The 23683-nt window shown below is 43.5% G+C and carries 18 protein-coding genes; 12 read left to right on the top strand and 6 right to left on the bottom strand.

The annotated features are described in order from the left end of the window. Positions 1-129: 129 nt before the first annotated feature. On the bottom strand, positions 130-1617 hold the full coding sequence (locus EPX21_RS15320) for a M14 family zinc carboxypeptidase (RefSeq protein ID WP_134090569.1): 1488 nt from the start codon (positions 1615-1617) through the stop codon (positions 130-132). A gap of 86 nt (positions 1618-1703) precedes the next feature. Further along, the gene (locus EPX21_RS15315) at positions 1704-3041 is read right to left on the bottom strand and encodes a dihydroorotase (protein ID WP_134090568.1); all 1338 of its coding nucleotides are present in this window, start codon (positions 3039-3041) and stop codon (positions 1704-1706) included. Positions 3042-3135: 94 nt separating this feature from the next. Between EPX21_RS15315 and EPX21_RS15310 the strand changes: the two genes are divergently transcribed. From EPX21_RS15310 to ggt, 7 genes are all read left to right on the top strand, one after another. Then, positions 3136-4461, top strand: a complete 1326-nt coding sequence (locus EPX21_RS15310; protein WP_134090567.1) for a DEAD/DEAH box helicase — start codon at positions 3136-3138, stop codon at positions 4459-4461. Then, entirely contained in the window at positions 4458-4709 is a 252-nt protein-coding gene (locus EPX21_RS15305; RefSeq protein ID WP_134090566.1) for a hypothetical protein, read from the top strand. The genes EPX21_RS15310 and EPX21_RS15305 overlap by 4 nt, the downstream gene beginning before the upstream one ends. Positions 4710-4772: 63 nt before the next feature. Continuing rightward, a complete protein-coding gene (gene gldC / locus EPX21_RS15300) occupies positions 4773-5123 on the top strand; it encodes a gliding motility protein GldC (protein WP_134090565.1) in 351 nt (116 codons plus the stop codon). 310 nt (positions 5124-5433) lie between these two features. Beyond that, complete coding sequence (locus tag EPX21_RS15295; protein ID WP_134090564.1) at positions 5434-8523, top strand: TonB-dependent receptor; 3090 nt, start codon at positions 5434-5436, stop codon at positions 8521-8523. A 22-nt stretch (positions 8524-8545) separates the two neighbouring features. Further along, positions 8546-10018 carry a RagB/SusD family nutrient uptake outer membrane protein gene (locus EPX21_RS15290; protein ID WP_134090563.1) on the top strand — a complete coding sequence of 491 codons (1473 nt, stop codon included), beginning with the start codon at positions 8546-8548 and terminating at the stop codon, positions 10016-10018. Between the two features lie 194 nt (positions 10019-10212). After that, on the top strand, positions 10213-11217 hold the full coding sequence (locus EPX21_RS15285) for an NAD(P)H-dependent glycerol-3-phosphate dehydrogenase (protein WP_134090562.1): 1005 nt from the start codon (positions 10213-10215) through the stop codon (positions 11215-11217). A gap of 24 nt (positions 11218-11241) precedes the next feature. After that, complete coding sequence (gene ggt, locus EPX21_RS15280; RefSeq protein ID WP_134090561.1) at positions 11242-12945, top strand: gamma-glutamyltransferase; 1704 nt, start codon at positions 11242-11244, stop codon at positions 12943-12945. 132 nt (positions 12946-13077) lie between these two features. Here ggt and EPX21_RS15275 read toward each other — a convergent pair whose 3' ends face one another. Then, positions 13078-14865 (bottom strand): DEAD/DEAH box helicase, encoded by a 1788-nt coding sequence (locus EPX21_RS15275; RefSeq protein ID WP_134090560.1) that lies wholly within the window; start codon positions 14863-14865, stop codon positions 13078-13080. Positions 14866-15068: 203 nt separating this feature from the next. Continuing rightward, complete coding sequence (locus EPX21_RS15270) at positions 15069-15803, bottom strand: DUF4397 domain-containing protein (RefSeq protein ID WP_134090559.1); 735 nt, start codon at positions 15801-15803, stop codon at positions 15069-15071. A gap of 155 nt (positions 15804-15958) precedes the next feature. On the opposite strand from EPX21_RS15270, the gene EPX21_RS15265 reads away from it, so the two are divergent. The 3 genes from EPX21_RS15265 (at position 15959) to EPX21_RS15250 (ending at position 20434) form a co-directional block, all read left to right on the top strand. Next, entirely contained in the window at positions 15959-18592 is a 2634-nt protein-coding gene (locus tag EPX21_RS15265) for a DNA translocase FtsK (protein WP_134090558.1), read from the top strand. A 113-nt stretch (positions 18593-18705) separates the two neighbouring features. Then, positions 18706-19356 carry an outer membrane lipoprotein carrier protein LolA gene (locus EPX21_RS15260; protein ID WP_134090557.1) on the top strand — a complete coding sequence of 217 codons (651 nt, stop codon included), beginning with the start codon at positions 18706-18708 and terminating at the stop codon, positions 19354-19356. A gap of 310 nt (positions 19357-19666) precedes the next feature. After that, positions 19667-20434: an MBL fold metallo-hydrolase gene (locus tag EPX21_RS15250; protein ID WP_134090555.1), complete on the top strand. Its 768-nt coding sequence runs from the start codon at positions 19667-19669 to the stop codon at positions 20432-20434. Here EPX21_RS15250 and EPX21_RS15245 read toward each other — a convergent pair. After that, complete coding sequence (locus tag EPX21_RS15245; protein WP_134090554.1) at positions 20423-21214, bottom strand: DUF3050 domain-containing protein; 792 nt, start codon at positions 21212-21214, stop codon at positions 20423-20425. The genes EPX21_RS15250 and EPX21_RS15245 overlap by 12 nt on opposite strands. A 234-nt stretch (positions 21215-21448) precedes the next feature. Between EPX21_RS15245 and EPX21_RS15240 the strand changes: the two genes are divergently transcribed. Further along, the gene (locus tag EPX21_RS15240) at positions 21449-22084 is read left to right on the top strand and encodes a peroxiredoxin (RefSeq protein WP_134090553.1); all 636 of its coding nucleotides are present in this window, start codon (positions 21449-21451) and stop codon (positions 22082-22084) included. Between the two features lie 297 nt (positions 22085-22381). Further along, the gene (locus EPX21_RS15235; RefSeq protein WP_134090552.1) at positions 22382-22579 is read left to right on the top strand and encodes a cold-shock protein; all 198 of its coding nucleotides are present in this window, start codon (positions 22382-22384) and stop codon (positions 22577-22579) included. 106 nt (positions 22580-22685) lie between these two features. On the opposite strand, the gene EPX21_RS15230 is transcribed toward EPX21_RS15235, so the two are convergent. Next, positions 22686-23672, bottom strand: a complete 987-nt coding sequence (locus EPX21_RS15230; protein WP_134090551.1) for a D-glycerate dehydrogenase — start codon at positions 23670-23672, stop codon at positions 22686-22688. Between the last annotated feature and the right edge of the window lie 11 nt (positions 23673-23683).

Raw genomic sequence — 23683 nt, 5'->3', positions numbered from 1 at the left:
AATTGCGAACACCGTGATCGATCTGTTCTCCGGAATGGCAGGCGCTGGCATAAAGTCTCGCTTATCACAACGGCAATATAGCATTTATAACTCCAGGTAAAACATATAAGCTAAAACGAAGAAACCTGACTACTGAACGTAATTCTTGAAATCGTCCTTCAGTTCTTTCGATAAATCAACTAAATATCCGTTAACCACAGCATATACTGGTTTGCCGCCTTTTGCAAGGAAGAAGTTCGCCTGACTTCCAAGACTGGGGCTGTTGCCATAAACCGTCCCGCTGCTAGTTATAAGAAGGGGCCACTTGTAGTGTTTATCAGCCGCTGCATTTCTAATCTGCACCGCAATATAACCTTCGCGCAATAAGGTCATAACTTTTTCTTTTGTCAGCTCATTTGGATGATTTATAGCTTTTGGGTAACGTTTTCCTTTCATAAAGCTAAGTCCCTTTGCATCGAGCTCTTCGTAGCCATAGCTATCTTTTAAATCGCCTACGTCGTCTATCCGACCGCGAATATAAAAAGTGCTGTCAGGCGCGTTAAACTCGTCTCTTTTAATCGCTAAGTCTACTGTATAACTCACAGAATCCCTTTTCGCACGAATATTCTTTATTAGTAAATCACTCAATTTAGTGGCGTTTTGAGGAATATCTTTGTAGGCATCTCGATCGTATTGTGAATAACTTTCTTGAGCAATTTCTATTAATGCGTTTAAGATTATTAAAAAATTAAGCTTTCGGATATATTGTTTTTCGGAGTCGTTTTTAAATCCGCCTGACTCAATAAGAACGGTACTCGCGCCCCATTTCTGAAAATTATCACCGAAACCCCGGGGCTCATGCGTGTCATCATATTTAGCGACGCCATCGGGGATATACTGTTGTAAGAGCTTGTTCATGCCGACAATAAGTTGCATTGCCCTGCCTCTTACCTCATTGATGTCTTTTTCATGGTTATAAGCGGGAGCTAAGAACGAGATGGTAGCAGGGTTGCCGGTGCCGGGAACGTTGTAGTAAATGTGCTGATCGTGTAAATTAAAACCGAAATGAGGTTTGTTTGTATCGGCGGCCTTTTTGAGTAAGCGAGCCTCAGGACTCGCGGTTTCCCGCGCATCACGATTTAAGTCTATATCGAGCGCGTTTCTCCGATTGAAGATTTCGGCGCCGTCAGGATTGATCATCGGAAGGAAATACAAACTCGTTTTTTCTTTTAGCAAAGTCCGGATAGTATCATACTGATCATTCTTTCCTTCCAGAAAATTAAACAGATCGAATAGGGCCATGGTAGCCGTGCTTTCATTACCATGCATTTGCGACCATAGCATCACACACTTGTCGCCACTACCATATTTCAACTGATAGATAGTGCGTTTTTGCACCGAATGGCCCAAGGCAGTTATTTCAAAGAGCTTCTCGCTAGCCCGTTTTAAAATAAGCGGCTCTATATCTACATGCTTGAATCGACGGTGGCTAAGACTCGTTTCTTTAAAAGTTTCGAAGGCGCTGGCTAACATGGCGGTATCTGGACGGTACGTATTCTTATTGTTTAAATTGGAATTAGGCTTTTGGCAGGACGTTATGACAACAAGGACGAGTAATGCAATGGGTAAATACTTCATAGTCGAACGAATTAATGCAAGTAAACGGCCATATGGTGAGTTCTCTTTAATCATGACGCACGCATGCATTTGTAGCTAAAGCGTTTCTAACTTCTTTCGAACAAAAGGCGTTCCCCCGATTTATCGCTTACTATCTTACCTTGTTCAAAGGCTAAATTGCCGGATACAATGGTATGCGTGATAGAGGACTTAAAAGTGTGTCCCTCAAAGGGCGACCAACCACATTTCGATAGTATATTCGATTGATTAACCGTATAAGGTTTATTTAGGTCAACCAATACGATATCGGCAAAATAACCTTCTCTAATAAAACCCCGGTTTTCGACCTGAAAGCAAATAGCGGTATTATGCGCTGTTTTTTGCGCGATATCTGTCAACGAAAGTTTTCCTTGATGGTATAAGTCTAACAAGGCCTGCAAGGCGTGCTGCACTAAAGGGCCTCCAGAGGGGGCATCCATATAAGGCCTTGATTTTTCCTCCAAGGTATGGGGAGCGTGATCTGTAGCAATTACATCCAGTCTGCCATCCAGTACTGCTTGTAAGATTTCATGTTGATCCTCTATGGTTTTCACTGCCGGATTCCATTTAATGAAATTGCCTTTTTCTTCATAATCTCGGTCATCGAACCAAAGATGATGAACACATGCTTCTGCGGTTATCTTTTTGTCGTTTAACGGCTTGTCGTTTTTAAACAGATGCGTTTCTTTGGCCGTTGAGATATGCAAAATGTGCAGGCGGGTACCGAATTTTTCTGCTAAGGCAACCGCGTTTGACGAGGATAGATAGCAGGCCTCGGCCGACCTTATTAAAGGATGCATGTCAGCGGTCAGCTCGTTCCCGTATCGTTCTTTGAAACGCGCTAAGTTTTGTTGTATGGTAGCTTCATCTTCGCAGTGCGTTGCGACTAGCATAGGCGCGTTTCTAAAGATCCCTTCCAAGGTCTTCTCATTATCAACCAGCATATTTCCTGTCGATGAGCCCATAAATACCTTGATACCGCAAACGTTCCGAGGGTTAGTTTTAAGCACCTCCTCCAGGTTGTCGTTCGCTGCGCCCATAAAAAAGGAATAGTTGGCGAGTGAATTTTTAGCGGCAATCTGGTATTTGTCGGCTAGCAAGTCCTGCGTCAATGTATTAGGAACGGTGTTGGGCATCTCCATGAAGCTCGTAGTTCCTCCAGCTACGGCCGCCCTGCTCTCGTGCCATATATCAGCTTTATGCGTCAGGCCGGGTTCCCTGAAATGAACCTGGTCGTCAATAAGTCCAGGAAAAAGGTGGAGACCCTCTGCATGGATTACGTGATCGGCCGGATGGTCTATTTCGGAAGAGATCATTTCAATTATTCCATGGTTGATATAGAGATCTGCCACGAGAGTTGTTCCTTCGTTTACGATCGTAGCGGCTTTAATTAAGATGGATGACATAATGGACTTGTTCTGTATGACAAGCCAAACTTAGATAAAATTGGCCTTATAAACAATTTTATCCAATCCAATCATTTCTCTATCTTTGCAAGCTATGCAGAAATCATTTGAGGACTTCAAATTTAACCGGCAAATACTGAACGCGATAACTGAGGCTGGGTACGAAGAACCAACGCCTATACAACAGAAGGCGATAACACCCATTTTGGCAGGGCAAGATGTGATGGGAATTGCACAAACCGGCACAGGAAAAACGGCGGCCTACGTATTACCGATGCTTATGAAACTCAAATATGCCCAAGGATCAGATCCTAGAGCCTTGATTTTATCGCCTACAAGAGAGCTCGCCATGCAGATCGAAGAAAACATTCGTTTGTTTGCAAAGTATACAGATCTCAGGACAGTGGTCCTTTATGGGGGGCTGGGCCCGAAGACTCAGATCGCAGAACTGGAAAAAGGGGTCGATATTATTGTCGCTACGCCAGGCAGGTTTTTAGACTTGTATTTAGCGGAACATATTAACACGAAGCAGTTAAAATTTTTGGTGATGGATGAGGCAGATAAGATGATGGATATGGGCTTTATCGGAAAAATTCATCGAATCTTGGAAGTGGTGCCCCGAAAAAGGCAAAATTTGCTTTTTTCCGCAACGATGAGCGAACTGGTTCACAAGATAGCTGGCGACTTCCTCGCATTCCCTACCGTGGTGGAAGTGTCTCCCCAAGCCACGCCCGCAAATACCGTTAGCCAGCAATTGTATTTGGTGCCCAACACAAAGACGAAAATCAATCTTTTGCAGTATTTATTGAAAGATGATGAAGATTTTCATCGGTTGATTATTTTCAGTAAAACCAAAAATACAGCAGATAATATTTATCGCTTTCTCCTGAGAAAATACGGTGAAGAAGAAGTGCGTGTTATTCACGCCAATAAAGGGCAGAATACCCGCATTAACTCCATTAATGCCTTTAAGGAAGGCAGCGTAAGGATGCTTGTTGCAACGGATGTTGCTGCTCGCGGATTGGATGTCAGCGACGTAAGTCACGTTATTAATTTCGACATTCCAATTGTTATTGAAGATTATGTGCACCGTATTGGACGTACCGGCAGGGCGACGAAATCAGGCGTAGCGATCAGTATGGCGACACCTGCCGAACAGTATTACGTCAACAAAATCGAAAAGCTCATTCGCCAACAGATTCCAGTCGCCGATATGCCGGATGAAGTCTTCGTCGAGAAGACTGGATTTGAAGAGCAACAGGCCCAGGCGAGGGAGATTGATTTGCAAAAGCGTAAAGAGAACCCAGATTTCAAAGGCGCTTTTCACGATAAGAAGGCGTCAAATTTAAAGGTCAATAAAAGTAAAAAAGATAAAGCAGGCAAAAAGAAAATGGGTGGACAAACGAAGCGAAAGAGATGAAAAAATTACGTCTTACTCCACTCAATATTGTATGCGCCTTCCTTTCAGTTTGGATGTTATGGCGCGCGTTTGTCGACCGACTAGCATGGGAAAAAGTGGCGCTTGGTATCCTATTGATCATTATACTCTTGGTAGCAGACCAGTTTTTCCGTCTTTTTTTTCAAAAAATCAGACGTATCTGGCTTGTAGAGATAGGTTTTACGGCCTTCACCGTGTTGCTGATCTGGTTAATAAGAAGGCCGAGCTGAGCGGCTTCTTTTATTAATTGCCGAGACGCTGACGAATAGATAAATTAACTAAAACAATATAAAGTGAGAAAAGCAGAAATAAAATTAACAATCGAATTAGATGATACCAACATTCCTGAAAATATAACTTGGGAGTCGACAGAGGGAGAAAATAAAGACGCATTACCCACTAAAGCGTTGTTTCTAGCACTGTGGGATCATCATTATAAGAATGCGCTACGGATCGATTTGTGGACGAAAGATATGCCGCTTGACGAAATGAAGCGTTTCTTTTACGAAACTTTGCAAACAATGGGCGACTCCTTTTTACGAGCTGCAGGCAGTGATCCTTTGGCCGAAGCCGTGATTGGCGATCTACGCGACTACTGTGCCCATTTCGCTGAAAAGATGGAAGTAGTTCAGCCCCAAAAATAATCCCCCTAATCAATAGAAACAATTGGTTCGCCTACGGAACCGGTTGTTTCTGTTTCTCTACAAATTATCCTTTCTTTTCTACATGTCATAATTATCTAAACGGCAGATTCATTGCGCTGCGTGTATTTTTTCATTATGTAGGCGAATAAAGCTTGGCAGTGCTTTAGCTTTTCGTAAATAACCTTTTTGTGGGTTATTGCTACAGAAAAGTTACAAAATTATTAGGATTAATCAGGGTAATTCATTCAGAATGGACAAACAATTGTTGGGTACAAAGCATTATAAATCATTATTTATTAAGCCTTCTGCTATGGTGATTAGATTTCTGTTTTATCTAGTGCAATCGTTTAAATGCGTCTGTATATTGATGGTCTTTTTCTTCGTTGCCCATGTTTTATTTCCCAACTTATCCCAAGCCCAAGAGATTCCAACGCCCACTATTCCTAACGATACTCTTGGCGTCGGACAATCACAGGACACAGTCGGACAATCACAGGACACAATAACGGGTATTGTGCGTGATGAAGAGGGGAATGCCCTTCCCGGTGTCTCGGTAATGATAAAGGGAAAGCCTAATACGGGTACAACAACCGACCCTAATGGCCGATATAAAGCTACTGTAGACAGCAGCACTGTACTGGTGTTTTCCTACACCGGCTATGGCAGCAAGGAAGAGCGTATAGGGAGTCGGAAAGAAGTGAATGTGGTGCTTCAAGCTGAGCAGGAAACCCTGGAAGAGGTGGTGGTTATCGGTTATGGCTCGGTAAGGAAACGCGATTTAACTGGCTCTGTAGCACAGGTAAAGGCCGAAGAAATAAATGCATTTCCTACAAGTAACGTGGTTCAATCCTTGTCTGGCCGTGCCCCTGGAGTACAGGTCTATCAAGGGTCGGGCGCACCGGGGCCAGCCATGTCCGTTCGTATCAGAGGAGCAAATTCCATCTTGGGCAGTAACGAGCCGCTCTATGTGGTGGACGGTTTTCCGCTCTCGGGAAGCAATCCAACGATTTTAAATAATGCAGATATAGAAAGTATGGAGATCCTAAAGGACGCATCGGCAACGGCTATATACGGCTCGCGCGGTGCGAACGGCGTGGTCATCATCACAACCAAACAAGGTGGCGTTGAAGGTACGGGGGATGCAACTCACGTAGATTTTGAAGCAAATTATGGTATACAGCAGATTCGGAAAAAGCTCGATTTAATGACCGGACCGGAGTATGCCACATTTTATAATTTACGTGCGGCAAACGATGGTGTTGCCCCTTATTTTAGTCAAGAACAGATCAATAGTATGCCTTCCTTCGATTGGCAGGATTTTATTTTCCGTTCGGCGCCGATAAAAAGTACGTCGTTGAATATCGGCGGCGGAAACGAGCGTACGCAATTTTCAGTGGGTGGTAGTGTGCTGGCACAGGATGGGATTATTAGGGGAAGCGATTACGACCGCTATTCTTTGCGTGGAAGTATTCAACACCAGATTAGCGATAAACTCACGGTTGACGCCAACGCCACCTTAAGTCGACTGATCACCGGTAGAAAGGACAGCAACGGTGGAGCCCGCGGTAATTCCTTAATATCAGCCATCTTAGGCGCTCCGCCCGCTTTAACGCCGTATGACGATAACGGTGGTTATAGACTGCTTTCCAATGCATTTAATATTGCTGCACCAGATATTATCAATCCACTCAATTGGATCAACGAAGAAACGAATCGAACTGAAGCAAACTTAGTGCTGGCCAATGCGGCCATTACGTACAGACCGATAAATGATATCAGCATTAAGCTCTTATCGGGTATTGAAAATCGTGACGATCGTGAAAATCAATATCGTAGCAATCGTTTTCAAGGATCGACAGGGGAAGCGCGGATTACCGCCAATAACCAACAGAGTAGACTGGTTGAACTGACGGCTAACTACAATAAGCTGTGGAATGATAGGCATAGCTTCTCGGCCTTGGCCGGTATGACCTATCAGGATTTCATTGACAGCTACGTGATGGGAAGCGGTCAGGGATTCATTAGCAATGTAAGCGGTTGGGATAATTTGGGCGGTGCGCTGGTGCCGTTGGTGCCAGCCTCGGGCTATAATAAGTCGACACTGCTATCGTATTTAGCACGTGTGAATTATACTCTCGATGATAAATATCTCTTTACAGTGAGTTTCCGCGCAGACGGATCTTCGCGGTATCGATCGGACAACCAGTGGGGGTATTTCCCTTCCGGCGCGTTCGCTTGGCGGGTGTCCCAAGAAGATTTTCTGAAGGATCACAATTGGATATCGGATCTTAAACTTAGGGTAAGCTGGGGAAAGACAGGTACCCAGATCGAAGATTTTTATTCGACCTTTAATCCCCTGGCAGGTGGTTATACTGTTTTTGGTAGAGACTTACATTTGGGTTTTGCTCCTGAGACAAACTTGCCGAACAGAGATCTTAAGTGGGAAACTACCGAGCAAATAGATGCAGGACTTGATTTCGGTGTATTGGATAACCGACTGATCTTTACGGCGGATTATTATCGCAAGACTACTAAAGATTTATTGAATGCGGTTCCGTTGCCGACTTCAATGGGCTACACCACCACTTTCCAGAATGTCGGGCAGATACGCAACAGCGGTGTCGAGTTAGGCCTTAATGCGAATGTCTTCAAAGGCGATTTTAAATGGGACCTGAACGCTAACATTGCCTTCAACAGAAGTAAGGTGTTGCAATTATATGGCGGAGCAGATATATATGGGGATGAATTGAGAATGAACGTAGTGAGTGATTCCCGTACGATTTTACGAGAAGGCTTACAAAGAGGTTTGTTCTTTGGCTATGTAGAAGATGGATATGATGAAAATGGACAAATACAATATAAAGATCTAAATAACGACGGTACCATCAGCAATGCAGATAGAGCGGTAATAGGCAATCCTAATCCCGACTTCATCTACGGTTTGAATTCATCAATGTCTTATAAGAACTTTGACTTTACGTTCTTTATACAGGGGATGGTCGGAAATGACATTTTCAATGCCAGTGCCATTGGTAGTACGGTAGATTATGTTTCCGGATTGAACATGGTACGGGATGTGCTCAACGATCATTGGACACCAGAAAATCCAAACGCAAAATATCCGGTAATCAGTAATACGGTGAATGCGCGTGTGTCTAACCGCTGGATAGAAGATGGATCTTTTCTACGGCTAAGAAATGTTCAATTAGCGTACAATTTACCTGTTGAAAAGTTTAATGTAGGATGGCTTAAGCGTTTACAGGTATATGTCAGCGGGCAGAACCTGCTTACCTTAACAAATTACTCCTGGTACGACCCCGAAATGCCTTCCACCGGTTCAGACTACTTAAGTTATCCAATCGCCAAAACCTATACGTTCGGTGTGAAAGCTGGTTTTTAACATGAAATAAGACTTTAAGACGATGATACATAAGACCCAATCAATGGTATATAAGAAAAAAGATCACAAGGTAGCTGCATGGATTGTGATCGGACTCCTCGCCTTCTCCGGCTGTAGTAAAGAGTTAGATCAAGAGCCGCGTTTAATTTTAGAGGAAACTTTTTATAACACAGCGGCTGAGGCAGAGGCTGCTGTAAATGCTATTTTCCCTCCAATACGTTTGGGTGCACAGGGTATCGCGTCGTATAATGCTACCTTGGAGTGTCATACGGACTACGCTTATGGCAGGGGAAGCTGGGCGCAATTTAATGATTTTAGTGGGCTCGACGCCACCAATACCAATCGCGTAGGCGATTTTTGGGACAGCTTCTATTTGGCGATTCGAAATGCTAATCTGGTTATTAAGAATGTGCCGGAAGGTGATGCCATGAGTGAAGAAGAAAAAAACAGATACGTCGCAGAAGCAAGATTTATGCGCGCTTGGTGCTACTTTCATCTCGTCCGCAATTGGGGCGGCGTGCCGCTTCGAGTTGAGACGAATATGGAGGAGAAAGATGTGGCGAGGAGTGCAGCAGAGGAAGTTTATGCTTTAATCGATGAGGACCTCCGTTTTGCCGAAACGTACCTTCCGGAAAATAATACAGCTCAGCCAGGACGGCCCACCAAGTGGATGGCAAAAACGGTGCTGAGCGATTATTTATTGACTACTGATCAAAATCAGGAGGCAAGAGATAAGGCTGCCGAGGTCATGCAATCCGGTCTTTTCTCCCTGGTTCCTATACAAGGGGTGAATGACTTCGAGCATATTTTTGGTGCCGGAGTAGGCGTAACCAGTGAGGAGGTTTTCCACTTCAAGTATACCCGTGAAGAGCAAGGTAATTATTACCCGTTTATCATTAATCATCCGGAAACCGGCTATTTTATGCAAGGCAGAGGTGCCTATGCGCAGTATTCCAATAGTAATAATAATTTTTACAAAGGATGGAACGACGCCGATCTGCGGAAGCAATTATGGTATCCGATGGACATAGGCTTGGGAGAGGGGACCGTTCTACAGAAAAAATTTACAGATCCAGGAGCGACAAACGAATACGGCGCGATTAACGACTTTCCTTTATATCGTTATGCGGAAGTGCTGTTGTTGTTTGCAGAAGCAGAGGCACGGGCAAATGGGGTTACCGCCGAATCGCTTAATGCCTTGAATCAGGTGAAGCGGCGTGCATATGGAAGAGATATTACTTCGCCGTCTGATGTCGATTATCAAATAGCCTCCTTCTCGCCGGAGTCATTAATAGATACTATTTTACAAGAACGGGCCTATGAGTTCCAGTTCGAAGGGAAACGATGGTTCGATTTGAAGCGCAGTGGTAAGGCGGCGGAGATATTACAACAAAATAAGGAAGTTGCTATCGCAGAAAAGCACTATCTATGGCCTATCCCGCTGGCCGAAATGAATTACAACCAAGGAATAACGGAGAATAATCCGGGATATTAAGCACTCCTTATTGCTGCGTCTTCGGCTTATTGATGTCTCAGCTTCATTACGGTGTTTGACATGGCGCAAGAAGCAGCTTTTGGGCAGTTCCCTTGTATCGGTTCTATCGGTTCCGGCTGAAAAAAAGAATCTTTGTAGTACTAATGTAAAAAAATCCTTATTTTGGCCTACTTTATAGCCGAGTTCGAATAAGTATGCAAAGAAAAAAGAAAGTAGCCGTAATAGGGGGGGGTAGCTGGGCGACGGCGATCGTGAAAATGCTAAGTGATAATGAGCAGGACAAAGACATTTTTTGGTGGATGCGCAATCAGGAAGCAGCGTCATATATAAAAACGTATCATCATAACCCGAATTACCTCAGTGCTGTAGAGATTAAGCTACCTGCCGATCGGATAACCACTGAGTTATCCAAAGTTATTGAGTTATGCGATGTGCTGATATTAAGTGTTCCCGCTGCCTTTTTGAAGGAGACACTTTCAACCGTTTCTGCCGATTTATTGCAAAAGAAATACATTGTAAGTGCCATCAAGGGAATTGTTCCTGAAGAAAATCAAATAGTGGGGGATTACCTGCAAACCAGTTTCGGTGTTCCATTAGATCATATTGCTGTCATCAGCGGCCCCTGCCATGCCGAAGAAGTTTCATTAGAAAAGCTTTCCTATCTTACCATTGCTTCCGCCTCACCGAATACGGCAGCTGTTTTTTCCACTTTACTCAATACGCGCTACATTAAGACTGTTCAGTCGGACGACATATATGGAACCGAGTATGGGGCCGTTCTAAAGAATATATATGCAGTTGCCAGTGGCATCTGCCACGGCATCGGTTACGGCGACAATTTTCAAGCTGTTCTTATATCCAATGCGATACGGGAAATGGCTCGTTTTCTGGCAAAAGTGCATCCGATAGCGAGAGATATTAACGAATCGGCTTATTTAGGCGATCTCTTGGTAACGGCTTATTCGCAATTTAGCCGCAATAGAACCTTCGGTAACATGATCGGGAAGGGGTATACCGTTAAATCAGCCCAACTTGAAATGAATATGATAGCAGAGGGCTATTATGCGTCGCAATGCATCCATCAGATCAACAAGGCTTACCAGGTGTATATGCCTATCTGCCGGGCGGTATACGCCATTTTATACGAACGGCATTCGCCATATCTGGAAATGAAGCTTCTCTCAGAGCAACTAACCTAATCACTAATTAACACAAAGAGTCTTATGAGTAAGTATTTACGATTTATCGGCAGATCTCATTGTTTATCGCTATGTTTTTTAGTCGTAGCCAACATTTCTTTTGCGCAGCAAATTTCTTCGGGATATAAGAACGGGATGGTGGTATCGGCGCATCCTATTGCTTCAGAAGTAGGGGTGGGTATCTTAAAACAAGGAGGTAATGCGGTCGACGCCGCCATTGCGGTACAGTTTGCTCTAGCCGTTGTTTATCCGAACGCAGGGAATATCGGTGGGGGCGGATTTATGGTGTATCGGTCGGCCGAGAACGAATTGGCAGCTTTGGACTTTCGGGAAACGGCGCCGGGAAAGGCAACCAAAGATATGTACCTAGATACAGAAGGAAATCCGATAGAGCGTTTGAGTTTAGACGGGCAGTTATCGGTAGGCGTTCCTGGAACTGTTGACGGAATGGTAAAAGCTCATGAAAAATACGCTAAACTGCCGTGGAAAGATCTGCTGCAACCTGCTATAGATTTGGCAAAAAAAGGCTTTCCGATAACAGCTATGCAGGCTAGAGAACTGAATGCGCGCAAAGAAGCGTTCGAGCGGTTCAACCCAATGGGAACCGCACTGATAAACAAGAAAAATGAGTGGAAAGCGGGCGACATATTAGTGCAAAAAGATTTGGCCCGGACGCTCAAGGTGATTAGAAAGAAGGGGCGTGCGGGTTTTTACGAGGGTCGGGTTGCCTCGTTGATTGTCGAGGAAATGAAGCGAGGAAACGGTATTATCAGTTACGAAGACTTGAAAGCCTATCAGGCAAAATGGCGCGAGCCGATTGTAGGAAGTTACAAAGGCTATCAGGTCGTGTCAATGCCACCATCGTCTAGCGGCGGCATTGCTTTGGTGTCTTTGTTAAAGTCGGTTGAACCCTATCCCTTGGCTGAATGGGGCTTTCAGCAGGACTCAACCATTCAAGTGATGGTAGAGGCCGAAAGAAGGGTATATGCCGATCGCGCCGAACATTTGGGAGATATCGATTTTTATCCGGTACCTGTTAAAGGCCTGTTGGATTCCAATTATCAAGCTGAACGGATGAAGGATATGGACTTTAACAGAGCAACTCCCAGCAACGCTATTCAAGCGGGATCGCCCCAGGTTTACGAAAGTGAGCAAACGACGCATTTTTCGATTGTTGATAAAGACGGAAACGCGGTGTCTATTACAACAACCTTAAATAACTCCTATGGATCTCAGGTAGTGGTAGATAGAGCCGGCTTTCTGTTGAACGACGAAATGGACGACTTTTCTGTGAAACCCGGCGTGCCTAATTTATATGGGCTCCTTGGTGGAAAGGCCAATGCGATTGAACCGGGAAAGCGGATGTTGAGCGCCATGAGCCCAACGATTTTGACCAAAGATAAAAAACTGTTTATGGTTGTCGGTACACCCGGCGGGTCGACCATTATCACGTCGGTGTTTCAAACAATTTTGAATGTAATAGCATTTAACCAAACGATGCAGCAAGCAGTAGATGCTCCTCGTTTCCACCATCAATGGATGCCTGATGAGATCTTCGTTGAGGAAAACGCAATAGCGTCTGCTGTTCGTGCCCGCTTACAACAGAAGGGATATAAAATCACACCGAGAACGAGCATCGGTCGGGTAGATGCGATTTTAGTGGGCGCGGACGGCTCGTTAACAGGTGGCGCTGACTCCAGAGGGGACGACAAGGCGATAGGTTATTAAGGGCTTAAGTGACGACAGTGATAGCCGACAGCGCTAGCAGTCATGATTAAACAACGGTCTGCTGAAAAAGAGATTGTTAAATAAAAAAGGCTCCCTGAAGGAGCCTTTTTTATGCGTTCTATGGTGTTGCGATTACCATTTTTTACGTTCGCCTTTTCTTTCGCGGCGTTTGCCTGAAAAATCGCGGAATCCACCACCACTATCTCTTTCACGTTCGCGTCCTCCACGGCCCCCACTCCTTGATGAGCGGTTACCTCTATTGCTGCTTCCGCCTCTTGACGATCCACCATCGCGGTCGCCTGCTAGCTCAACGCGTACGGAGCGGCCGTTAAAGTCGGCTTGTTGAAATCCGCTTGTTACCTTATCTACAACGGCGTTTTCTACCTCGAAGAAAGTGTAAACTCCCTTTAAATCGATCTTGCCAATATTCTTACCGCTTATTTGCGCGGTGTTGCAAATGTAGCCTAGGATATCACCTCTGGTAAAATCGTCTACCGACCCCAAGTTAATAAACAGGCGTGTAAAGTCCGATTTATATCCCGTTCTGTCAAAGCGATCGCCTTTTGCCCCTTTTTCTCCACGTGCATCACTTGCCGACACATTCAAATCCGGTGCATTTTTATAATAATCTAAGAAGCGATTGAATTCTAAGCTAGCAAAGTGCTTAATAATATCTTCTTTAGAAAATTCGCTGAATTCGTCCATAATCCGCGGCAAATATTGTCCGATTTGTTCGTCATTAACGTCAACCGCTTTCACTTTATGCACGAGTGCAAATAGCTGCTTTTCGCAGACATCGAAACCGTTAGGGATTTCAGCCTTTACGAATTGCTTACCAATCACGCGTTCAATCTGACGTATTTTTCCTAATTCTTTTGCAGTAACAAGAGAGATGGAAACACCGGTTTTTCCTGCGCGAGCGGTACGACCACTGCGGTGGGTATAATTCTCAATCTCATCAGGTAAAGAGAAATTAATTACGTGTGTCACATCGTTTACGTCGATACCTCTAGCTGCCACGTCAGTGGCTATTAATAGCTGAAGACTGCGTTCACGATAACGCTTCATTACTTTATCGCGCTGCTGTTGAGATAAATCGCCATGTAAAGAATCGGCATTATAACCGTCTTTGATTAAAGCTTCCGCGATTTCTTGCGTTTCAATTTTTGTACGGCAAAAAACAATTCCGAAAATTTCAGGATTGAAATCTACAATACGTTTAAAGGCAGCATACTTGTCTCGCGGCCTTACTACATAATATTCATGGTCGATATTCGCATTACCTGTATTTTTGGTTCCTACGGTAAGTTCGAACGGATCGGTCATGTAATTTTTTGCAATGCGACGGACTTCTGCCGGCATTGTGGCTGAAAATAGCCATGTTTTCTTCTCTTCGGGAGTGGTAGAAAGGATATCGTTAATGTCCTCTTGAAAGCCCATATTGAGCATTTCATCCGCTTCATCCAAAACTACGTACCGTACTCCCGAAAAGTCTATCGCTTTTCTTCCAATGATATCAAGCATACGGCCGGGTGTAGCGACAACGATCTGAACACCCCGACGAATCTGGCGTAATTGATCGCTAATGCTCGCGCCACCATAAACGGCTACAACGTGTACATTGCTGATATTTTTCGAGAAATTTTTTAAATCATTAGCGATCTGCAGACATAATTCACGCGTAGGGCAAAGCACAAGTGCTTGCGGCGAATTTTGCGAGAAGTCTAATAATTCTAATAACGGCAGGCCAAATGCTGCGGTTTTACCGGTTCCTGTTTGGGCTAATCCGACAAAATCGCTGCTGCCTGTAAGGAGGGCCGGAATGGCCTGTTCTTGGATTGGTGTAGGCTTTTCAAAACCTAGCGCCGTAATGGCATTAACAACATCATGACGGATTCCCAATTGACTAAATGGGTTCATGAAATTCAAAAAACGTTAGACTTTATTGCCTAATGAAGGGGCAAAGGTAGAAATAAAAATTGATATATACAAATATTGTTTACTAATTTGTTAACAGCCGTTACTGCTATGGTTTTAGTGCAAACGTCTATCACCAAAAAAAGCCGCCCAAGGGGAGCGGGCGGCTCGTCCATCGAATGGGGTTGTGATGGACATCAATCAACCTAATCGTGTTGGAAAACAGAGACTTTAATCTTTTTTGCCTCCTCTTCCGTTTCTATAAAGCCAGTGGCTAGTATAGTATAATATTGTCCGGACTTCGGTTTAAAGGATGTATTACTTACCGGTAGATTCATGTCGTGATTAATCACCTCTAACACATAAGTCGTGTTGTCGTCTGCTTTGATATCGCCAAAAGCACTGTTTTGTTTAAATTTTTTATTAGTAGCCAATAAGGTGTCAATCGTACTGGCTTTCAGATCGAAGGCGATGGAATCCGGACAGAGATTAATAAAGCGTACGCGTGCCATACCGTTTTCCGGCGTATCATTCGCGTAAAAGTCCCGTATTCCCAAAAGTTCCAGTGAGTCAAGTCGATCCACTGCAAACACCGAGTAGCATACACCGCCTTCCAGGCTCCAGTTTTTCATGTCCAGTCTTTTATTATCGGCCGATGTATTTGCCTGAAATTGATTGCCGCCCGGGTAAACCAATTGATAAACTGTTCGATCTAAATATCTAAAAGGCTGCGTGTTAACGCGATATCCATTTATGCCTACAATTAAATCACCTGCGTCCGGTGAAGTATGTACAAAAGAAACCAATGCTGCCGGTATATTTCCATTTTGCGTGTTGTCGTCATCTTTAAGGCATGCACTTAGCGATAGGAGTAGGCAGCAGCTTAAAACCGTATATAATAATCTCTTTTTGTTATTTAACAACAAAGTATGTATGTTCATGCGTGTCAATACAAGGTGTTCTGATAGCCCTTCTTATTCTGAACTTGTTAACGAATGGGGGGATGTAAGCGCTACAGTATTTATAAAAATTATTTATCGCGGAGTCTTCGTCCAAAAAAATCCATAAGTTTGTACCAAAAGAATAGTAGAAATTAATGTCTTTAAAAGGAAATCAGTTTAGGGCCAATACAGTAAAAGGAGAAGGGAAGATAAGAAATGGCAGCAATACCGCTAAATCGGCACGCCACGCAAAACCGGTTAATAGTGCCAGGCTTTCCGCAAGGATCAATTTGCAGGATAGCAAGGCTGTAAAGATTGCAGGTTTGTTTTTTTTGGTGTTATCTCTTTATTTTTTCATTGCATTTATCTCCTATCTGTTTACATGGCAAAATGATCAGAGTTATATTTCTGCGGCCAATGGCGGTTGGGGGACGCTTTTTAAAACGCGTGAGGAATTAGAGGCTTTTGGTTTTAAGGAGGCGCTTGTTGAAAACTGGCTCGGTAAGTTAGGTGCGCTGTTGGCGAATCAATTTATGTACGAGTGGTTTGGTATTGCATCGTTTTTGTTCATCATAATCTTTTTTGTTATAGGTTATAGGTTGCTATTTAAAGTGCGACTTATCGCGTTGGATAAGCTTTTTGGTTATGGTTTTTTTCTTTTGCTGTTTACATCAGTTACCGTCGCTTATTTACACAGTTTTATTTCGGAGTATCCGCATTACCTGGAAGGTGAATTTGGCTTCTGGACGAATAAGATACTAGAAATGCAGGTGGGTACAGCTGGAGTGGGGGCTTTCTTGCTATTTGTCGGCCTTGCGGCACTGATTATTGCATTTAACCTCGATTTTAAACTCCCAGAGCGGAAGAAAACAAAGGGATTGTATGACGAGAAAGAAGGTGGAAAAGTCGCAACGGATGCATTGGATCCAAGGGACGAAGAGGAGGACGACCCGGTGGATGATGAGTATGGTGTTCCCGCCTTCCAGCGCAATCACCTGAAGGATGAACGGGCAGACGCTTATGCTAGGGAGAATGAAAATGGGCAGCGTTTATCGCAGAACCTGGATGTTAAGCCCAAGAAGATAGAGCCGGATAAGGAAACGCCTATGAGCAGTCCATCTTTCGAGCTGGAGCCATTGATTGTTAATGAGGTGAAAGAGGACAATATCACGCTTAACGAAACGAAGGAGACTCCCGATTTGACCGTAGAGCGTATAAAAGAAGAGAAGCCCCTTACAACAGCAGACACCTTGGTGGAACAGTTCGGCCAATATGATCCAAAGCTCGATTTATCAGGCTATCAATATCCGCGGCTTGATTTACTAAAGGACTATGGTTCGGGAAAGATCGTTGTTAACAATGAAGAACTGGAAGCGAATAAGGATAAGATTGTTGAAACGCTGAGTAATTATAATATAGAAATTGATAAAATAAAGGCCACCATCGGACCTACGGTAACTTTATACGAGATTATTCCGAAACCCGGCGTTCGTATTTCGAAGATCAAAAATTTGGAAGATGATATTGCCCTTAGCTTAGCAGCCCTCGGTATCCGCATTATCGCACCTATGCCGGGAAAAGGTACCATAGGAATAGAAGTGCCGAATAAAAAGCCGGAGATGGTAGCCATGAGAGCCGTAATCGCTACAGAGAAGTTTCAGCATACCGAAATGGATTTACCGATTGCGCTTGGTAAAACGATTTCCAATGAGGTGTATATAGCGGATTTAGCCAAAATGCCGCACCTGTTAGTTGCAGGAGCAACCGGGCAGGGTAAATCGGTCGGAATTAACGCGATCATTACGTCTTTATTGTATAAGAAGCATCCCGCTGAACTGAAATTCGTAATGGTGGATCCAAAGAAAGTAGAGCTTTCCTTGTTTAAAACTATTGAACGACACTTCTTGGCCAAGCTTCCTGGTGAGGAGGATGCAATCATAACCGATACAAAGAAGGTGATCAATACCCTCAATTCGCTTTGTATCGAAATGGATCAACGTTATGATCTGTTGAAGAATGCACAGGTACGAAACTTGAGAGAGTATAACAATAAATTTGTCAATAGGAGGCTTAATCCGGAAGAAGGACACCGTTTCATGCCTTTTATTGTCCTTATTGTTGACGAATTTGCTGACTTGATGATGACGGCAGGGAAAGAGGTTGAAACCCCCATTGCGCGATTGGCTCAATTAGCGCGGGCGGTGGGAATTCATTTGGTTATCGCTACGCAACGTCCTTCGGTTAATATCATCACCGGTACCATTAAAGCGAACTTCCCCGCCCGCTTGGCCTTCCGGGTGCTGTCGAAAGTAGATTCCCGTACTATTTTAGATACCGGAGGTGCGGATCAATTAATTGGTCGAGGCGATATGTTACTTGCTACAGGAAGCGATTTGATCCGCATACAATGTGCCTTCGTAGATACACCGGAAGTGGAGGAAATCTCCGAATTCATCGGTGCGCAAAGGGGATACCCGTCCGCTTTTCAGCTGCCCGAATATATAGATGAGAACGGGGAGGGCAGCGGTTTGAGCGATATCGATTTAGTAAACGATCGCGACGCCTTATTTGAAGATGCAGCACGATTAATCGTCCTACATCAACAGGGCTCTACTTCTTTGATTCAAAGGAAGTTGAAGTTAGGCTATAATCGTGCGGGCCGTATCATCGATCAACTGGAAGCAGCGGGTATAGTCGGCCCCTTTGAAGGAAGTAAAGCCAGGGAGGTCTTATATCCTGATGAATATTCATTGGAACAGTTTTTGGAAACCTTGGATAAAAAGAACTAGAAGAAATCAAAGCGAAATTAAACATTTAGCTGGTTAGTATGTCTAAGGTTCAAGCAACTTATCGGTTTTGTCCATTTGTTCCACTTACCGTAGTTGCGTTATAAGTGTATCATATGAAGAAAATAATGTCCATGATAATTTTTATTGCCTGCGGTCTGTCGGCTTTTGGTCAAAACGATCCGGCAACTGAAAAGTTGTTAAATACCTTGCGCGAGAAGTATCAGTCTTATCGGACCGCGAAGATCAACTTTACCTTAACCGCTACCAATCAGCAAAAGCAAATAACGGTGGATGAAAAGGGTGAGTTGATCGTAGAACCCCGAACCAACAGATACCGCATTACCCTGAATGATCAGGTGATGATTTCTGATGGGAAGCAGCAATGGCATGTGTTAAAGGAAGAGCAAGAAGTACAGATTACCGAAGCGGACGGCGAACAGTCGGGTTCCATTACGCCGGCTAATATTTTTTCGTTTTATAGTGAGGGTTTTAAGTATCCTGCTGCGAAAAGCGAGACAATTGGAGGCAAATCCCTAAGTGTGATAGACCTTATTCCTACTGACGGTAAGGTATCTTATGTTAAGGTTCGGTTGCGCTTAGATAAATCAATCAATCAGATTCACGATGTCACCGTTTTCGATAAAAGCGGAAGTCTTTATACCTATACCATCCAAAATTTTACGCCTAATGTTAAAGTTACTTCCAAAACCTTTATATTTGACAAGACCGACTATCCTGGGATGGAGATTGTAGATCTACGATAGCCACAATCAGGAAAAGCCGGTTCATATTTAAATGAAGAAGATTGATACCGTTTACGCAACATAGCTTAGATAAGTTAGAAGCTCTTTTTAAGGGCATGGGGTATAAAGTCCGTTATGAAAAAGGGAATTTCAAGACGGGCCATTGCGTTTTACAAAGCAGTAAGGTAATTGTTATTAATCGTTTTTCTAATATAGAAGTTAAGATAAATTCTCTCATTGAACTTCTGCGCGATTTGGAACCGGATATATCCCTGTTGGACGATAAACAGAAACAGTTATTATTTAACATCAAACAAACCAAGTTAACGCTTTGATCATTACGTTTTTAGGTACTGGAACATCGCAGGGCGTGCCCGTCATAGCCTGCGGCTGCAGCGTTTGTACCTCGCGTGATCATCACGACAATCGCCTTCGCTCCTCGGTCATGATCAGCAGCCAAGGAAAGAATGTCGTAATTGATACCGGTCCGGATTTCCGTTACCAAATGCTCAGGGAAGGGGTGAAGCGCCTAGACGCGGTCTTATATACACATGCCCATAAAGATCATATAGCCGGATTGGATGATATTCGTGCCTTTAATTACTTCCAAGGGACTGCTATTGATGTTTTTGCGGATAATTTGGTCCAAGACGCGCTTAAACGTGAATTCTATTATATATTCACAGAACATAAGTATCCTGGAATACCGCAAATTAATTTGAAAGAGGTAGATGACGAGCTTTTTTCGATAGGCCATCTATCGGTCCAGCCGATCAATGTAATGCATTTTAAATTGCCCATAAAAGGGTATCGCTTTGGCGATTTCACATACCTTACGGATGTGAAATCTGTTTCGGAAAGCGCTGTCAACAAAATAACGGGTACGAAAATATTGGTAGTGAATGCCCTGCAAAGGGAACCGCATATTTCTCATTTCACCTTAGATGAGGCTATAAGCTTCGCAAAGCAAATAGGTGCCGATCGCACCTATTTTACCCACATCAGTCACCGTTTAGGTAAGCACGAGGAGATCTCAAAAGAGTTGCCTCCGGGTATCTATCTAGCTTATGACGGACTGCGGATTTCCTTAGACCCTTGAAGCTTTTCTTTGATAAATTGCCTCTAACGTGCTGTCCCAAAGTTTAATACGAAGTTCAAGCGATCTCTTTACAGCCTTGGTGGCATCTTCCCAGACCAAATCTTCGTCTTTACATAATGCGCTCGTCATTTCGAGGGCCAGATTTCCGTGGTGATCTCCGTCTACTTCAATATGTCTCTCGAGATAGTACTTCAAAATAGAAACGCTTTTCGGAAACTGGGCATCCAAGTCCTTAATAATAGAAATAAACATATCAGGGATTAAATCTTCCCTGCTAAAAGTAAAGACCGCCGATTGAATGGCTGGAGACTTGTGGTTTATCACGTTGAAAGTATCGACAACAAAGTGCTTAGCAGCATCAGGAACTTTCGTTATATCAAGTGCGTCCGCCAAGTCTTCACCTCTTTTAAGCGCTTCGGCCAGGTTTAACATCGTCATCGTATCGGCGCCACATTGCTCCATAGCTTCCAAGTACAATTCGTAGTGGCTTTTTCGATTTCCCAGGTGGTCTAAGTCCGACTCTTCTCCTGTAACGATTTCATTAATAAGGTAGCGCGTATTGGCATCGCCTACCGGAAACCAAGGCACTTCTATACAAGTCAAACGTCGTTGCAGTGCTTTTAATAAAGACATGAAATCCCATACCGCAAAAATATGATGTTCCATGAAAATTTTAAGATCGTCGATTGTTTCGATATGTTTATAGAGGGAATGGTTGATGATTCGCTCTTTGTAGGGCTCAATCGCTTGCTCTAGTCGCTGTATGTGTGTTGACTCCATTCAAAAATAATTTATTGCAAACATAGGAATGACTTCCAATATAAACATAACGTAGATGTCAAAAAGAGCCAGCTACAACGATCAGCCAAACTATTTTAGGAAGTATATGTAATGTAAATGTAATACCTACAAAAAGTGGAATTTAGCGCTGAGTTTTGTCAGCAAATATTTGTTTTTGTCGATAAAAGTCTATTAATTTGATATACTTTGTATTAGATTTAAGGAGGAAAAACAATGAGTTTACAACTAGGAGACGTTGCACCGAATTTTGACGCGGTTACAACCGAAGGAAATATCAATTTTTATGAGTATGTAGGAGACAGTTGGGTCGTGCTTTACTCGCATCCGTCAGACTATACCCCAGTCTGCACAACCGAATTGGGTCGGACAGCCTCTTTAAAACAGGAGTTTGACAAACGTAACGTAAAAGTATTGGCCTTAAGTGTAGACAGTATAGAAGATCATCATGGTTGGGTGAAAGATATCAATGACACGCAAAACGTCGAAGTGAACTTTCCCATTATTGCCGATAAAGATCGGAAGATAGCGGAAGCTTATGGGATGATACACCCAAACGCATCGGCCACGGCTACCGTGCGTTCAGTGTATATTATCGATCCGAATAAGAAAATAAGATTGACGATCACTTATCCAGCCTCTACAGGAAGAAACTTTCAGGAGATTTTGCGGGTAATCGACTCCTTGCAATTAACCGAAAATTATAGCGTTGCGACGCCAGCTGACTGGAAAGACGGGGAGGACGTTATTGTTGTTCCGGCAATAAAGACAGCAGATATTCCGTCGAAATTTCCTAAGGGCTATACAGAAATTAGACCTTATTTACGTACTACACCACAACCGAATAAATAACGTGAATTAATCAAGCGTACTTTCAACTTTTTTACCGTATAGGATTCGGATTAACTTTTTCGATGGCCTGTACGGTACTATCCAATTTTTTTACTTGATCGTTGAAAAATTGAAAATTTAATAGTAGGTTTGATATAGTTTAAATAAATCTGTTCGGGTTCCACCTCTGCCGGTCGTAATGTGGACTGTTTTTTTAAGCGAGATTACTGAGAATTAACCCTGTGTTTCCTAAATTATGATACGTCAGTATTTCGATATAGGGTCACAACAATCGTACAACAACAAATTTTTTTATTAATGAAAACCGGAAAAGTAAAATGGTTCAACGCGCAAAAGGGGTTTGGATTTATTATTCAAGAAGACGGAACCGACATTTTTGTCCACTTTAAAGATGTAAAAGGTGGAATAGACGCTATCAAAGACAATGATCGCGTAGAGTTTGACGTGGCAGACGGAAGGAAGGGCCAACAAGCTGTAAACGTAAAGAAGATCTAATCTGCTATAATTTTTGAAGTTTATTGTGTTACATTTTAACAGCCCGCTTATTCGGGCTGTTCTTATGGAAGTTTTATTGTTGGCAGCTCTTCTTTTGGTTGTCCTTTCAACGCTGGTGTTGTTGATAAACTTCCGGATTAACTATATGCAATAGCGGTTGTTCGTTTAAAGCGGCAATTACATTTCTCGCAGCGATGCTCGCCATGCCGTTCCGCGCTTCTATCGTATTAGAGCCTATATGAGGAAAGACCGCGACATTAGCCATGTTAAGAAGCGGATTGTCTGTCTGCATCGGTTCAGGGTTCGTTACATCGAGGCCAGCTCCCCATATCATGCCCTTCTCTAAAGCTTCAATAAGATCTGTTTCATTATGCACAGCCCCTCTGGAGGCATTTATAAAAATAGCGGAAGGCTTCATTTTAGTAAAAATCTCCTTGTTAAATTTATCCTTTGTTTCAGGAGTAAGGGATGAGAAAGCAACCAATACATCACTACGTTGTACTAAGTCGTCGAAACTTACCTTTTGGGCGCCAAGTGTTTGTTCTGCCTGCTCGTTGTGCGAACGGTTATGGTATATAATCGGCATATCGAAGGCCGCTTTTGCTTTCTTTGCAAGTACATAACCGATGTTGCCTAAGCCGAACACGCCCAAGGTCTTTCCTTGAAGGGAAAAGCCTAGATCGTCTGTTGGCTGGCTAAATCCCCATTCTCCCTTAACGATCTTTTTATGGAGGTATAGGGCTTTCCGCGAAACAGCAAGCATTAGAAGAAACGCCGTATCCGCTGTAGCTTCGCTTAGTACGTCGGGTGTATTTCCAATTGGAATCTTCCATTTAGTGGCCGTCTGGACATCCACGCGATCGTAACCGACGGAAAGTAGGGATATGACCTTTAATTGTTTACAGGCTTGTATAAAGTCTTTATTAATCGGAAGCGAACCAGCGGTCAGTAGCGCATCATGGTGTTGGCAGCGTTCAATAAGTTCTTGGAGATCCAGTTCTCGTGGCTCGGTATGTTGCTCATAGGCCAAACCCGCCTCATCTAACAAATCGAGCCCAACTTGCGGAATAATGCGGTCAATAAATACAGTCATACTTAAGTGGG

Origin of the sequence: Olivibacter sp. XZL3, from assembly GCF_004368405.1 — a bacterium.
GTDB lineage: Bacteria > Bacteroidota > Bacteroidia > Sphingobacteriales > Sphingobacteriaceae > Olivibacter.
The sequence above is the reverse complement of the archived record's forward strand: the minus strand, read 5'-3'. Positions and strand labels throughout refer to the sequence as shown.

Bases quoted from the DNA above. Each gene is read 5' to 3' on its own strand.
- EPX21_RS15320 (WP_134090569.1), bottom strand. From the start codon at position 1,617: ATGAAGTATTTACCCATTGCATTACTCGTCCTTGTTGTCATAACGTCC.
- EPX21_RS15315 (WP_134090568.1), bottom strand. From the start codon at position 3,041: ATGTCATCCATCTTAATTAAAGCCGCTACGATCGTAAACGAAGGAACA.
- EPX21_RS15310 (WP_134090567.1), top strand. From the start codon at position 3,136: ATGCAGAAATCATTTGAGGACTTCAAATTTAACCGGCAAATACTGAAC.
- EPX21_RS15305 (WP_134090566.1), top strand. From the start codon at position 4,458: ATGAAAAAATTACGTCTTACTCCACTCAATATTGTATGCGCCTTCCTT.
- EPX21_RS15295 (WP_134090564.1), top strand. From the start codon at position 5,434: ATGGTGATTAGATTTCTGTTTTATCTAGTGCAATCGTTTAAATGCGTC.
- EPX21_RS15290 (WP_134090563.1), top strand. From the start codon at position 8,546: ATGATACATAAGACCCAATCAATGGTATATAAGAAAAAAGATCACAAG.
- EPX21_RS15285 (WP_134090562.1), top strand. From the start codon at position 10,213: ATGCAAAGAAAAAAGAAAGTAGCCGTAATAGGGGGGGGTAGCTGGGCG.
- ggt (WP_134090561.1), top strand. From the start codon at position 11,242: ATGAGTAAGTATTTACGATTTATCGGCAGATCTCATTGTTTATCGCTA.
- EPX21_RS15275 (WP_134090560.1), bottom strand. From the start codon at position 14,865: ATGAACCCATTTAGTCAATTGGGAATCCGTCATGATGTTGTTAATGCC.
- EPX21_RS15270 (WP_134090559.1), bottom strand. From the start codon at position 15,803: ATGAACATACATACTTTGTTGTTAAATAACAAAAAGAGATTATTATAT.
- EPX21_RS15265 (WP_134090558.1), top strand. From the start codon at position 15,959: ATGTCTTTAAAAGGAAATCAGTTTAGGGCCAATACAGTAAAAGGAGAA.
- EPX21_RS15260 (WP_134090557.1), top strand. From the start codon at position 18,706: ATGAAGAAAATAATGTCCATGATAATTTTTATTGCCTGCGGTCTGTCG.
- EPX21_RS15245 (WP_134090554.1), bottom strand. From the start codon at position 21,214: ATGGAGTCAACACACATACAGCGACTAGAGCAAGCGATTGAGCCCTAC.
- EPX21_RS15240 (WP_134090553.1), top strand. From the start codon at position 21,449: ATGAGTTTACAACTAGGAGACGTTGCACCGAATTTTGACGCGGTTACA.
- EPX21_RS15235 (WP_134090552.1), top strand. From the start codon at position 22,382: ATGAAAACCGGAAAAGTAAAATGGTTCAACGCGCAAAAGGGGTTTGGA.
- EPX21_RS15230 (WP_134090551.1), bottom strand. From the start codon at position 23,672: ATGACTGTATTTATTGACCGCATTATTCCGCAAGTTGGGCTCGATTTG.